Genomic DNA, 12673 nt, shown 5'->3' with positions numbered 1-12673 from the left:
TTGAATCATTCCTGTATGTTTTTCACTTTTTTATCTTTTAAATTCAAGCCGTTCTTTTTCGCAATATCCATAATGCGCTGCGGCTTGCTTAAATCAGCAACGCTTTTTTCGAGGTCACCAATCTGCTTGTTTTCGGAAGAAATTTGCTCCTCAAGCTTTTGCACCTCTATATTTGTTTGGTAAGCCGCATATGCCTTCGATACGATCAAAAGCGATACGCTCAGCACTGCCGCAGCGAAGAGGACGAGAAGCACCTTTTCTCCGAGTGTAATGGAAGCCCTTTTCTTGACAATCACTTTTTTCTCAGGACTGATCGCATGCCGTTGCTGTTTCTCTGGTTGATAAGCTAAATTGCTCATAGGCTGATGACCTCCTTTTAAGTTTGCGTTCGCGTATTGTTATTTTCTTTTTTCAGCAATTCGAAGCTTCGCAGAACGAGCACGATTGTTTTCTGCCAACTCTTCTTCAGATGCCGTGATCGGTTTTCTTGTGATAAGCTTGAGCTCCGGTTCAAACTCTTCCGGTATAACAGGAAGACCCGGAGGAAGTTCCGGAAGTGACGACTTCTCTTTAAACGTAGATTTACAAATTCTGTCCTCAAGTGAGTGGAAGGTAATCACTGATACCCTGCCCCCCGGCTTTAACACGTCAATCGCTTGCTCCAAAGCCTCTTCAAAAACCTTCAGTTCATCGTTCACAGCAATTCTGATTGCCTGAAACACGCGTTTTGCGGGATGTCCTCCGCTCCTTCTGGCCGGAGCGGGAATCGCGTCTTTTATTAGATCGACCAGTTGGCCCGTAGTTTGAATAGGAGATTTGCTTCTTGCCTCCTCAATTTTTCTGGCGATCTGTTTGCTGAACTTCTCTTCACCGTATTTAAAGAAAATACGGACAAGATCCTCATAGCGCCACTCATTTACGACCTCTTTCGCCGTAAGCGTGGCCGACTGGTCCATCCTCATGTCCAAAGGTGCGTCATGATGGTAACTGAATCCTCTTTCCGGTGTATCCAGCTGCGGGGAAGACACCCCTAAATCAAATAAAATACCGTCTACTTCAGTAATGCCGTGTTCATGTAAACATTCTTTTAAATACCTAAAGTTGCTTTTAATCAGAATAAGCTGTCCTTGATAATCGGACAACGCTTCTTCTGCATGCTGTAATGCCGTGTCATCTTGGTCAAAAGCGATTAAACGCCCTTTCTCTGATAACTGCTGTAATAAATATGTACTGTGCCCAGCTCCGCCGAGTGTGCAGTCTACATATGTACCGTCCGGTTTAATATTTAGGCCGTCAACGGTTTCACGAAGAAGTACTGTCTTGTGTTGAAACATTTGTGTTGGTCCCACCTTTTATCAGGATGAATTGAAATTGTTTTTAGAGTGTTATACACGAAGATTCATTATATATCAAACCCAATCATGTTTTCAGCAATTTCAGCGAATGAATCTTCTTGCTCTTCTGTGTATTGTTCCCAAATTACTTTACTCCACAATTCAATTCGATTCGAAACCCCGATAACAACACATTCTTTTTCCAGTTTTGCGTAATTCAATAGAGATGATGCGATATTCACCCTGCCCTGCTTGTCCAGTTCGCATTCTGTCGCACCTGAAAAGAAAAAACGGGTAAATGCGCGGGCATCTTTTTTTGTGAGAGGAAGAGCTTTTAGTTTTTCTTCAATCTGTTTCCACTCGTGCATAGGGTAGCCGAAGAGACATTGATCAAGTCCTCTTGTCAGCACAAACTGCTCACCGAGGCCTTCTCTGAATTTAGCGGGTACGATCATGCGGCCTTTCGCATCGATTGTATGCTGGTATTCACCCATAAACATGATCTTTTGCCCCACTTTCTCTCCTTAACTCACCACTATCCACCACTTCTCTCCACAACTTCATTTTACACTGTTTATACATAAAAAAAAACCCTGAACTATTCAGGGTTCTTTAAAACTTTATTTCAAAGTTTGACAACTTGATGTTGATTTTGAAAAGAAAATGGCAGATTCTTGAATGATGTGAAGAATTTTGGACCGTACCTGTTTAAATAATACATGATATTCCAAATTCGCTCTTGCGGTGCGAGCAGCGGTTTAATGCTATTTTGGATTCTCTCATAATCCCTTAAGACATAGCCTTCTTTTTCTTCAATTCGTTTTGTCACTGTACGCTCTAAAAACTGAAGCTGGTCCTGAATAAACGCCGCGTTCTTCAGGAGCAAAGGCTCCATGCTCTGATCAACCTTAAGCGCCTCCTGCCGGACGGTTTTATGAATTGCTTCAATCTGGTTTTTTGCTTGCTCAATCACCGCGGTAAACTCTTCTGGAATCTGGTGTTCAAAGTATTTTTCTTTTTGGTTTTCCGTCCCGCCTTCTATCGCCTCTTGTAATGATATCTTTCGTTCAACCAGTTTTTTCTCAATATGGCGCTCGACTATCGTGATGTTCAGCCTCGGCATAACAGGAGGCATTTTAAAGCCCATCGCTGCAAAAGCCTGTTTGAGCTCACCCCAATAGTTGATTTCACCGGGGCCCGCGATAAATGCCAAGGTAGGAATCAAAAATTCCTGCATTAACGGTCTCGTTACAACATTATTGCTGAAGCGTTCAGGATGTTCTTCTATATGCGTATAAAGTTCATCCATCGACCATGCCAGATCAAGCTCCTTAATCACAAAACGGCCGTTGTCCTTCTCAATTAAAAAGCGTTCCTCTTCATATTCATAAAACAGATTTGCCTGCTCTTTTCCAGACTCGATAATCGGCTTGTAGCCCGCTTCGCGCATGAAGTCCTGCTGTTTAGAAACAGCGTGTGCAAGTTCATCATTGTCACGGAGGATCTTTTGGAACATGGCGGTTTCCAGCTTTTTAATTCCCGGGTCTCCGGAATTTAACAATACTAAGCCTTCCTCTTGAAACAGATCCGCAATCAGCTGTTCAAAGAAATCAGTAAACGTAACAGATTCCCTTAAACATCGTTTCACATGTTCTAGAAGTGTGTTCGTATGGTCTGTTTCTTCAAAAGCCGCAAACACATCGTCTATCCATGCGGCGCATTTTTCTTGGTCAAGCGGTGTGTTGGCGGCAGATGACTTTTTCCAGTAAGACTGCGGTAGCTTTTTTTTCACCGGACCGCTTTCTTCTGACGTGTGGACAAAATTAATTTCATCCAAATCATGGTCTTCTCCGGCAACCCAAAAGATCGGTACAACAGGCACTTGCAGCTGTTCTTCCTTTTCCTTTGCTAAAACAATAATTGAGATGATTTTATGTATGGTGTAAAGCGGTCCTGTTAAAAGCCCTGCCTGCTGTCCGCCGACAACAGCAACACTTGACGGATCCTTCAGCTTCTCAATAGAATGCTGCATGGCGCTTGAGCCGAATTTGTTGTGATAAGAGGATAAATAGGCTGTCAATTCCTCTCTTGCGAAAACCCGCGAGGATAAACCTTTCAGTCTTTCTTGCCACATATCCTTATGATGAATGCTGTAATCAAAAAAAGAAGACATTTCTTCTTTACCATCTATATAGTGCTGTACAAACACATTCTGATTTTTGATGGAAAGTTCAGTTAGCTGCATCTTCTAGAACTTCCTTTCTCCAATAAATAGTTAGTTATCCGAAATGAGTATAGCATGTTACCAGAAAAGCTCAAAAGACTTTGTTTGGGTTTCGCTCCAAAGCTTTGATGCTGCCATGTAAAAACGCAAGGTGAACAGCGTCGCGGCCTTGAAGCTGTGCTTCTTTCAGCAAATATCCGAGGATGGCGTCAGCCTCCGTCTGCCGTCCGGCGGCCACATCGACCAGCATGGAAGAGCGATTGTCTTTCGTTTGCTCACAAACTGCACGTACACGCTCCCAGGCCGCCTCTTCATCTTCCAGCCGCAAAATGCTGCACGCCTCTTGAAAAACGAGCTTCATATAAGAAAAATAAGCAGGCACAGTCAACAGCTCTCCATTTTTCACACGCAGAAGCGCAGTTAACGGATTGATGCAGGCGTTTACGATCAGCTTGCCCGTCAGCAGGCGATACCAATCCATCTCATAGCGAATTGGGAATTCGGAATGGTTATGCTGAAGCACCGCGTTCAGGAGATCTGGTTCAGCTTGCTTGAACGCGCTCCATTTTATCGCACCAATGCCTGTATGTTCAACGGCTGTATCCGATTTCCTTACAGCTCCGTGCTCAACAACCCCAACATAAACGGAATGGTCAGCACCCCAGTCTTTAAGGCCGTGTATATGGCCCATACCGTTTTGCAAAAATAAAATATTTGTTTTTTTGATTCGTTCAAGCATCGGGAAAACAGTCTGAAGCTGATGCTGTTTCACTGTCACGACAAGAAGGTCAAAACATGAATCAATAGCTGTGCCCGCGCTGCAATGAGCATTGAACGCTTTTCCGGCTTTATAAAGCTGAATCCCTTCCGATTGAATCGCTGCGGCCTGTTCATCCCGCCTTGTCAAAACAGTCACCTCATGATCCAAAGATAAATAATAGGCACATAAAAGACCGACGGAGCCCCCGCCGAGAATTCCAATTTTCATGATGTCACACCCAATTTAACATTTACGTATTATCATAGCAGAAGTATGAAAAAAATACTTCACAGAGATTTCAAAACACTTAAATTAAAGTTTAAATATTTGGATTTTTTAAATAAAGCGTTTACAATATATGTAGAGAACAACAAAGGGGGAGATTGGTTTGATTAAAGTAGAACGTCTGCTCGTCAACTATAAAACGCTTGAAGAATTCAAGAAATTCAAAGAATACGGTATACAAGAGCTCTCAATGCTTGAAGATCTTCAAGATAATATCATTGAAAATGACAGCACTTCGCCTTTTTATGGGATTTATTTCGGGGATAAACTGGTAGCGCGAATGAGTCTGTATCAAGTCAATGGCAAATCAAATCCTTACTTCGACCAACATCAGGATTACTTAGAGCTTTGGAAGCTTGAGGTCCTTCCAGGTTATCAAAACAGGGGCTACGGTACAGCATTGGTTGAATTCGCCAAATCATTCAGAATGCCGATTCGAACAAATTCTCGGATTAAATCAGCAGAGTTTTTTAGTAAAATGAACTTTGAACCAGTCAAATATGACATGGCGCGGGACAAAGGGGAAAACCCGCTCATCTGGCATCCGGATATGGATGGCGAAATGACACCGGGTGAATCAGCATAGAAATGAAACAACCGGCCTTTGATGATCCTAGGGCCGGTTCATTTGATGGTTCATTACGTTTCTTGAGCTGTTTTTTTCAGTCTCCCGTCTTCTTTCGAAACAACCATTTTTCTGGCTCGATCCATTATATCGATCAGTGCCTTGTAGTCCTCTTCTGTCATCTCCAACTGGTTTCTCAATGTTTGGTTTTCACTCCGTAAATCCTCGAGTTCTTTTTGCAGCGACTGAATTTGCTCCTTCATTTTTTCCTTTTCAATGTGGAATTCTTGCGCGGACGGCGCTTCTTTAAACTGTTCGAGAAACTCAATCACATCCTGAATGGACAAATCTCTTTTCCCCTCTGAAGCTGCCGGGGCAGCCTGCTTGACGGAATTCGGCATATTGACGGAATGAACCCCAATTTGTTTCCTTAGTTCTTTCCGCTGTTTTTTTGCCAGTTCTATGCCTGATTGGTATTGCTTTCTCACATAAGAGTTCCACCTGAATCCGCAGGCAGCGGCTGTTCTGGTCAGTGCCCTTCCGACCTCCTCAAAGGCAGAAAGCTGTGTTCCGCCCTCGCGAATATGACGAAGCACTACTTCTGCCAGCAGCAAATCCTCATCCTGTGTCCAAGCATCTTGTCTTGTAATGGTCAAATCAATCTCCCTCCATGTCAGCTTATTTATCTCATACATATGCCGGTAATAGATTAGATAGACTATTTGCACTCACAAATTTTCTGCAAGCTGACAGGAAGAAAAAAAGAAAAAGCGCAGGGTTTTCACCCTGCGCTTTTCTTATTAGTTACTTTTTACATTTATGTCTTTGCCGTTGTATGATCCGCATGCTTTGCATACACGGTGAGACAATTTCATCTCTCCGCATGACGGACATTCTGTCATACCAGGTACATTAAGTTTGAAATGTGTACGGCGCAATCTTTTTTTCATTTTAGAAGTTCTTCTAAAAGGTACAGCCATTATTCCCACCTCCTTAAAGAGTTAAGATTCATCATCTTGTTTTAAGAGCTTTTCAAGGGCTGCAAGTCTCGGATCGACTTTGTTCTTCTTGTCTTCCTCTGAAATGACTTGCCAGTCCTTTCCTTCTTGAGGAGCAGCTCCTTTTTCTTGTTCAGATTCACAAAAGATTTGCATAGGGATTTCTAAAAGAATTTCTTCTTTCACGATCGGAGTTAAGTCGATAGTATCGTCCTCAACAGTGTGAACGTCATCATCTTCTATATCATCCGTCTGATGAAATATAAACAGTTCTTTTGTCGAAATTGTAAATGGATACGGAACATCAACGAGTGTTCTTGAGCATGGCAAAATCATTTCGCCTGAGATCGTAAAATCAAACGAAACCTGCTTAGATTTGATATCCGCTCTGCCTTTCACCCTTACAGGAGAAATGCGGCGAATGTCAGAATTCAGCTTTGTCAGCTCATGTAACTCAACTGTCTCATCAAACTCAAAACTCGGTTTTTTCATTTGATGCAACTGATAAATCGTCCATTTCATTTGTATCACCTCAGGAAAGCAACAAACATGATTATAGCTTTTAAGAATGTTTTTGTCAATATTTTTTCTTTACAGCATAATGCTGCCAGCCAAGCATCGTTGACAGCTGAATATACTATGCATACACTTAAATCAAAAAAGACGTAAGAGTTTTCAATTGCAAATGTACCATACGTTTTTAAACATAGCAAGAAAGGCGGAAAAAATATGAAAGCTGTCGGATTGGTGGTTGAGTACAATCCCTTTCATAACGGACATCTTTATCATGCCCAAACAGCCAAGCGGCAAACCGGATGTGACACGGCTGTTGCGGTGATGAGCGGACATTTTCTGCAGCGCGGGGAGCCTGCTGTTGTATCCAAATGGGCCCGCACAAAAATGGCGCTTCAAAGCGGAGTCGACCTCGTAATCGAACTGCCTTATCTTTACGCGGTGCAAAAAGCGGAGATTTTTGCACACGGCAGCGTCTCCACTTTGAACAAACTGGGATGCGAGGCACTGTTTTTCGGGAGTGAGAACGGACAGATTGAGCCGTTTTTAGAAACCGCAAAGGTGATGGATGAGCATAAAGATTCGTTTGATCAATATATCAAAGAAGAGCTTAAAAAGGGGGCCAGTTATCCATCAGCTGCTGCTATCGCCTTCAAATCGATTTTACATACAGAAAACGGACTTGATATGTCGAAGCCGAACAACATTTTGGGGTACCATTATGTGAAATCGATTCTTTCCGGCGGATATAAAATGAAACCCTATACGACATCGAGAATCTCCTCGGATTATCATGATGCCGACCTTCCTGATGAAGACAGCCATATCGCCAGCGCGACCAGCATCAGAAAAGCTCTGATTGAAAAGCCTTTTGAAGACTGCGTTACGTTTCTTCCCGCAGCAGCTGCACGGGAATTAGCGGATTACCGCAAGTCTTTCGGGCTGTGGCATACACCAGAAAGCTATTTTTCTTACTTGAAATATAGTCTTTCGACTCTCACAGCCTTAGAATTACAGCACATATACGAGGTTGAGGAAGGGCTGGAGAACAGAATCCTCCGTTCAATCAGAAAAGCCAGCTCCTATCAGGAATTTATGGAGTTTCTGAAAACAAAGCGATATACGTGGACGAGGCTTCAGCGGATGAGTACACACATTTTAACGAGAACGAAAAAACAGGAGATTCACCGTCTGCTCAATGTCGAAGAGGTGCCTTATATCAGACTACTTGGGATGACGAAAAAAGGACAGGCCTTTTTATCAGAAAAGAAAAAGGAGCTGTCCGTTCCGCTTGTCAGCAAGCTGGCCTCCTTTTCCCACCCCGCTCTCGATCTGGATATTAAAGCAAGCAGAATCTACAGCCTTGCGATAGAAGAGCCCCTTAGAACCGAGTTTGATTTACAAGAATACGGACATGCCCCAATACGATATGACGAGGATGAACACCGTTTTTTGAGCATATAAAAAAGCACCTGGATAGGGACTGACCCCATAAGATGAGACAAATAAAAAACACCTTCAAGTTTGAAAACGGATAGTTGTTATCCGAAATAAGACTTGGAGGTGTTTTTTGTATGGGAACAAGAATGAGTTATCCGATTGAAGTCAAACAGAAGGCTGTAGAAATGAGATTGGCAGGCGTGCCTATGAAAGCGATCATGCAGGAATTGAATATCAAGAATAAGACGCAGGTTCAGACATGGGTTAGATGGCATAAAGCTGGGGATACACATCGATTTGAACAGCCTGTTGGTAAGCAATACACTTACGGAAAAGGTCCGGAGTATTCTTCCGAATTAGAGAAACTGCAGGCAGAGAACCGTTATCTGAGACAACAAAATGAAGTTTTAAAAAAGTACAACGAATTGGAAAGGAAGTTGATAGCCAAACGTCAGTCGAACTTGTAGAAGTATTGCACGGCACAATGACCGTACAGAATATCTGTGTTCATTTAGGTATCTCACGAGCGTCTTATTATCGTTGGAAGAAGAACCTGATGAAAGATCATCCCAAGCGCCATTTGGAAAAACAAATCGGCACGTTGTGCCGAGAGCACAAGTATCGATATGGATATCGAAAAATTACAGCTATATTAAAAAAGGAAATGCGTATTAACCATAAAACGGTTCAGCGTATCATGCAGAAAAATCAGTGGCAGTGCCGGGTTAAGGTGAAAAAGCGCAAGAAGAATGGGCAGCCATATGCCGTGGTTGATAATATATTAGATCGGAACTTTCAGTCCGATCATCCTCTTGAAAAACTAGTAACGGATATCACGTATTTGCCTTATGGACAGAAACAATTGTACCTTTCCAGTATATTGGATGTATACAATGGAGAAGTGATTGCTTTCACGATTGGAGATAAGCAGGACACAGACTTTGTCTTAAACACACTTGATCAGCTGCCAACACTGCCTCAGAACTGCGTGTTACATAGTGACCAAGGATCTGTGTATACATCTTATGAGTATCAGAAAGCTGTTAAAACAAAAGGCATTACCATGAGCATGTCCCGCAAAGGGACGCCCGCTGATAATGCCTCCATCGAATCGTTTCATTCCTCACTAAAGTCTGAAACGTTCTATCTTAACAGCATTAATCGAACCACGACCGCCATCGTAGAACGCACTGTCAAAGAATACATTTATTATTATAACAACATTCGTATTCAAACGAAACTAAACAGCCAATCACCGATAAGCTATCGGCAATTGGCTGTATAAAAGGTGTTTTGATCCCTGTCTCAAAAACGGGGGTCAGTCCCATATCAGGTGCTTTTCGCTGTCAGCTTATTCAAATAATCAATCGCATCCTGCAGCGTATCAACAGGCACGATCTTCATGTCCGAATCAATGTCTTTCGCTGTTTTTACTGCATTTTTGTAATCAGAATTGCTGGCGCCGTTTTGATTCGGAGCGAAGAAAATGTCTTTGCCGGCTTTGTCTGCGGCAACAACTTTTTGGTCAATGCCGCCGATCGGGCCGACTTTCCCGTCAATATCAATCGTTCCGGTGCCTGCAATGTCGTAGCCTTTTGTTTCATCTGTTTTTGTCAGCTGATTATAGATTTCAAGCGACATCATTAATCCCGCTGACGGGCCGCCGATATTTTCGATTTCGAAATCAATATCAGGCTTTACCTTGACGTTTCTGTCCGTATACAGCGAAACCCCGATTCCGGCACGGCCAGGCTCATCAGGAAATTGTTTTAACGCAAGGGTGACCGTCTTTTCTTTTTCTTCTCTTTCGATTTTTAACTTTACTTTATCCCCGGCTTTTTTGCTGCTGATATAATCGATCAGCTTTTCAGCAGACTGATAGTTTTTTCCGTCCGCACTGATGATTTTATCGCCGACTTCTATTTTCCCTTTCGCTGGCATGTTTTCGACAACTGAGCTTGCGTAGATGCCGTTAAAGGAATAGCTTACTTTTTTTCCTGCCTTTTGATATGCGGCGATGACGGCATTTTCCTGAGAGCTTTTCATCATTTGCAGCTGCCGTTTCATATATTCCTTATCTGATTCGCCTTCTTCCTTGATGCTTTCATCAGGAACAATTTCATAATAGGGGTGCATTTTAGCCCATGCGTATGTAAATGGATTAGCCGGTCCCACTTTGACAGTCATTAAGGACAGACTCCCTGTTTCCAGGTAGCCCCCCTCCACTTTTATCAGTGAGCCGAGCTCTGTCGCTTCTCCCGGTTTTGTAATATAGTATGGCAGTTTTATAAATGATACAACGGCAATCAGTATGAGGATGACAAGCATCCAGCTGAAATGTTTTTTACGTAGCAAGTTATTAGCCCTCCCAATTCTCTATTTCTTTTTTTATCTGGCTGATCATTCGGTTTGTTGCCTCCTCGCCTGCCGATATCATTTCATCAATATTGGCAAACGAGCTGGAGCTGTATGTTTCAAGAGAAGGGCGAATCATGATATCAGCGGCAATCGTTTGATGTCGCACCAATTCATTTTGCAGTATATCCATACTTTGCATGATTACATCAAAAATATGCGCCGCCTTTTCGGTTTTCCGAACCCTGGAGACATCTGAAGCGATGATAATGTCAGCCCCCATATCTTTTACAACAGAAACCGGAATACGGTCGACCACCGCGCCGTCTACGAGAAGCCGTCCGTCCAGCTTCTGCGGAATAAAAATGCCTGGTATGCTGATGCTTGCCCGAACCGCATCTGACACTGACCCTTTGCGGAAAACAATCTTTTCTCCTGTCTGCAGATCACACGCGACAATTCCAAGAGGGATTTTGAGTTCCTCAATCGGTTTGCCGAATGTATAAGCATGCACGAGCTGCCTGACACGGTCACCTCTCAAAAAACCGAGTTTCGGTACCGTATAATCAGCATAGAGCCGCCGTTTGAAAGCCTTGGCGACTTTTTTCATCGTTTCCACGTCATGCCCCGCGGCATAGAAGCTGCCGACCAAAGCGCCCATACTGCTCCCCGCAATCATATCCACATCAATTTGGTGCTTATGTAAACTGGAAAGCACGCCGAGATGAGCAAGTCCTCTGGCGCCTCCCGATCCTAACGCTAACCCGATTTTAGGTTTGGCCAACATGTTAACCTCCTGCCCGAATTCCCTGTATACGGAATTCTATGGTCTAAACTGAACCCCTATGCTCGTATATTAGTACAAAGGGTCAAGAGGACAGGTACTGCTTGGCCGTTTCGAGTCATACCATATTTTATCATGATATACATGTCATTGTGCATTTTTAGCGTCGGGGAGGTAAGAATGAACTTGTCGAAGATTCATACACTTTTGATTGCTGCGTTTTTTATTTTTTTAACAGCGACTGTCATCTCACATCCGCAGGCCTCATTCGAAGCCTCTAAAACCGGGCTGTCCATGTGGTGGGAGGTCGTATTTCCGTCTTTGCTGCCGTTTTTCATACTGTCTGAGCTATTAATCGGCTTTGGTATTGTAAGGTTTGTCGGTGTTCTGCTTGAGCCTTTTATGCGCCCTATTTTCCGCGTGCCGGGTGTCGGCGGCTTCGTTCTGGCCATGGGCATGGCATCAGGGAACCCCGCGGGCGCAAAACTGACGGCAAGGCTGCGGCAGGAAAAACAGATTTCAAGAGTAGAAGCAGAACGGCTTGCTTCCTTCACCAATTCATCCAACCCGCTCTTTATTTTTGGAGCTGTCGCCGTCGGCTTTTTTCAGAATGCGTCATTAGGTATTTTATTAGCATCTGCACACTATTTGGGCAATTTGGCTGTCGGTTTAACGATGCGCTCCTACGGGCGTAAAGAAGAGCGCCAGCTCATGAGAAATAAAACCATAGCTTTGCCTTCTATCAAAGATGCTTTACATGCGCTTCACACCGCAAGGCTTGCGGAAAAACGGCCTTTAGGAAAAATTTTGGGCGACGCTGTAACCTCATCCGTTCAAACGCTTCTAATGGTAGGCGGTTTTATTATTTTGTTTTCTGTCTTTAATCGTTTGTTATCCGTCGTACAGCTGACCGATATTCTCTCTATTGTTACAAAAGGCGCACTGACCTTGTTTCAGCTTCCCGCTCAATTGGACATTCCTCTATTATCAGGAATGTTTGAAATCACATTAGGAAGCAAGCTTGTCAGCGAGACAGATGTCTCCCTTTTGCAAAAAGCTGTTGTTGTCAGCTTTATCCTCGGATTCAGCGGCTTTTCCGTTCAGGCTCAGGTGGCAGGCATTTTATCAGAGACGGACATCAGATTTAAACCATTCTTTATCGCGCGTGTGCTGCAAGGCATTTATGCCGCCGTTTTTGTCATTCTGTTATGGAAACCTCTTTACACTGCGTGGCATGACCATGATCAGTACGTTTTTAAATCTCTTGATACAGGTGAGCTGCCGACAGCTCTTATCAGCGGATGGAATCTGCTTGTGCAGATTGGCCCTGCTGTCACGTTATGTGCACTGTTTACGTACATTTTCATTTTTTCTTACAGACTGACAAACGGTACAAAAAAAGGATGAGCTTAAAA

14 protein-coding genes and 1 pseudogene are annotated in these 12673 nt (G+C 43.3%); 5 read left to right on the top strand and 10 right to left on the bottom strand.

The genetic code is table 11. The features are described from left to right. Positions 1-5: 5 nt before the first annotated feature. The 5 genes from ftsL to NYE43_RS08185 form a co-directional block, all read right to left on the bottom strand. Complete coding sequence (ftsL, locus tag NYE43_RS08205; protein WP_003232200.1) at positions 6-359, bottom strand: cell division protein FtsL; 354 nt, start codon at positions 357-359, stop codon at positions 6-8. A gap of 39 nt (positions 360-398) precedes the next feature. Further along, complete coding sequence (rsmH, locus tag NYE43_RS08200; protein WP_044155985.1) at positions 399-1334, bottom strand: 16S rRNA (cytosine(1402)-N(4))-methyltransferase RsmH; 936 nt, start codon at positions 1332-1334, stop codon at positions 399-401. 68 nt (positions 1335-1402) lie between these two features. Continuing rightward, positions 1403-1834: a division/cell wall cluster transcriptional repressor MraZ gene (mraZ, locus tag NYE43_RS08195; protein WP_003221402.1), complete on the bottom strand. Its 432-nt coding sequence runs from the start codon at positions 1832-1834 to the stop codon at positions 1403-1405. Between the two features lie 125 nt (positions 1835-1959). After that, positions 1960-3579, bottom strand: coding sequence for a bacillithiol biosynthesis cysteine-adding enzyme BshC (gene bshC, locus NYE43_RS08190; RefSeq protein WP_185847986.1), 1620 nt, complete (start codon positions 3577-3579; stop codon positions 1960-1962). A 70-nt stretch (positions 3580-3649) separates the two neighbouring features. Then, positions 3650-4546, bottom strand: a complete 897-nt coding sequence (locus NYE43_RS08185) for a 2-dehydropantoate 2-reductase (RefSeq protein ID WP_185847987.1) — start codon at positions 4544-4546, stop codon at positions 3650-3652. 160 nt (positions 4547-4706) lie between these two features. On the opposite strand from NYE43_RS08185, the gene NYE43_RS08180 reads away from it, so the two are divergent. Then, a complete protein-coding gene (locus NYE43_RS08180; protein WP_024121303.1) occupies positions 4707-5189 on the top strand; it encodes an N-acetyltransferase in 483 nt (160 codons plus the stop codon). Between the two features lie 53 nt (positions 5190-5242). Here NYE43_RS08180 and gerR read toward each other — a convergent pair whose 3' ends face one another. The 3 genes from gerR to NYE43_RS08165 all read right to left on the bottom strand — a co-directional run bounded on the left by gerR (position 5243) and on the right by NYE43_RS08165 (position 6688). Next, on the bottom strand, positions 5243-5824 hold the full coding sequence (gene gerR / locus NYE43_RS08175) for a sporulation-specific transcriptional regulator GerR (protein ID WP_185847988.1): 582 nt from the start codon (positions 5822-5824) through the stop codon (positions 5243-5245). A 144-nt stretch (positions 5825-5968) separates the two neighbouring features. Further along, the gene (gene rpmF / locus NYE43_RS08170) at positions 5969-6148 is read right to left on the bottom strand and encodes a 50S ribosomal protein L32 (protein WP_003154457.1); all 180 of its coding nucleotides are present in this window, start codon (positions 6146-6148) and stop codon (positions 5969-5971) included. Positions 6149-6169: 21 nt separating this feature from the next. After that, a complete protein-coding gene (locus tag NYE43_RS08165) occupies positions 6170-6688 on the bottom strand; it encodes a YceD family protein (RefSeq protein ID WP_024121301.1) in 519 nt (172 codons plus the stop codon). Between the two features lie 27 nt (positions 6689-6715). Between NYE43_RS08165 and NYE43_RS08160 the strand changes: the two are divergent. From NYE43_RS08160 to NYE43_RS08150, 3 genes and pseudogenes are all read left to right on the top strand, one after another. Further along, positions 6716-6899, top strand: a pseudogene (locus NYE43_RS08160) (hypothetical protein). Beyond that, the gene (locus NYE43_RS08155) at positions 6896-8143 is read left to right on the top strand and encodes a nucleotidyltransferase (RefSeq protein ID WP_340927219.1); all 1248 of its coding nucleotides are present in this window, start codon (positions 6896-6898) and stop codon (positions 8141-8143) included. Before NYE43_RS08160 ends, NYE43_RS08155 begins: the two are co-directional and overlap by 4 nt. 110 nt (positions 8144-8253) lie before the next feature. Further along, positions 8254-9404, top strand: a protein-coding gene (locus NYE43_RS08150) for an IS3 family transposase (protein WP_341061539.1) whose coding sequence is annotated in 2 segments (ribosomal slippage) — positions 8254-8527 and positions 8527-9404 — 1152 coding nt in all. Because the reading frame shifts where the segments join, the coding sequence is not laid out codon by codon here. Between the two features lie 44 nt (positions 9405-9448). Here the strand turns inward: NYE43_RS08150 and ddcP are convergent. Both ddcP and NYE43_RS08140 read right to left on the bottom strand, forming a co-directional pair. Continuing rightward, positions 9449-10474 carry a protease DdcP gene (ddcP, locus tag NYE43_RS08145; protein ID WP_185847990.1) on the bottom strand — a complete coding sequence of 342 codons (1026 nt, stop codon included), beginning with the start codon at positions 10472-10474 and terminating at the stop codon, positions 9449-9451. A 4-nt stretch (positions 10475-10478) separates the two neighbouring features. Beyond that, positions 10479-11258, bottom strand: a complete 780-nt coding sequence (locus tag NYE43_RS08140; protein ID WP_024121297.1) for a patatin-like phospholipase family protein — start codon at positions 11256-11258, stop codon at positions 10479-10481. A gap of 180 nt (positions 11259-11438) precedes the next feature. On the opposite strand from NYE43_RS08140, the gene ylbJ reads away from it, so the two are divergent. Next, complete coding sequence (ylbJ, locus tag NYE43_RS08135) at positions 11439-12665, top strand: sporulation integral membrane protein YlbJ (RefSeq protein WP_103671646.1); 1227 nt, start codon at positions 11439-11441, stop codon at positions 12663-12665. Positions 12666-12673 lie beyond the last annotated feature (8 nt).

The sequence above is a fragment of the Bacillus sp. FSL R5-0434 genome, from assembly GCF_038004745.1.
GTDB lineage: Bacteria > Bacillota > Bacilli > Bacillales > Bacillaceae > Bacillus > Bacillus halotolerans.
Note: the sequence above shows the minus strand (reverse complement) of the source record. Positions and strands in the feature narration are given on the sequence as shown.

What these genes read in the sequence shown, in the direction of transcription:
- ftsL (WP_003232200.1), bottom strand. Translation starts at nt 359, where the DNA reads ATGAGCAATTTAGCTTATCAACCAGAGAAACAGCAACGGCATGCGATC.
- rsmH (WP_044155985.1), bottom strand. Translation starts at nt 1,334, where the DNA reads ATGTTTCAACACAAGACAGTACTTCTTCGTGAAACCGTTGACGGCCTA.
- mraZ (WP_003221402.1), bottom strand. Translation starts at nt 1,834, where the DNA reads ATGTTTATGGGTGAATACCAGCATACAATCGATGCGAAAGGCCGCATG.
- bshC (WP_185847986.1), bottom strand. Translation starts at nt 3,579, where the DNA reads ATGCAGCTAACTGAACTTTCCATCAAAAATCAGAATGTGTTTGTACAG.
- NYE43_RS08185 (WP_185847987.1), bottom strand. Translation starts at nt 4,546, where the DNA reads ATGAAAATTGGAATTCTCGGCGGGGGCTCCGTCGGTCTTTTATGTGCC.
- rpmF (WP_003154457.1), bottom strand. Translation starts at nt 6,148, where the DNA reads ATGGCTGTACCTTTTAGAAGAACTTCTAAAATGAAAAAAAGATTGCGC.
- NYE43_RS08165 (WP_024121301.1), bottom strand. Translation starts at nt 6,688, where the DNA reads ATGAAATGGACGATTTATCAGTTGCATCAAATGAAAAAACCGAGTTTT.
- NYE43_RS08155 (WP_340927219.1), top strand. Translation starts at nt 6,896, where the DNA reads ATGAAAGCTGTCGGATTGGTGGTTGAGTACAATCCCTTTCATAACGGA.
- ylbJ (WP_103671646.1), top strand. Translation starts at nt 11,439, where the DNA reads ATGAACTTGTCGAAGATTCATACACTTTTGATTGCTGCGTTTTTTATT.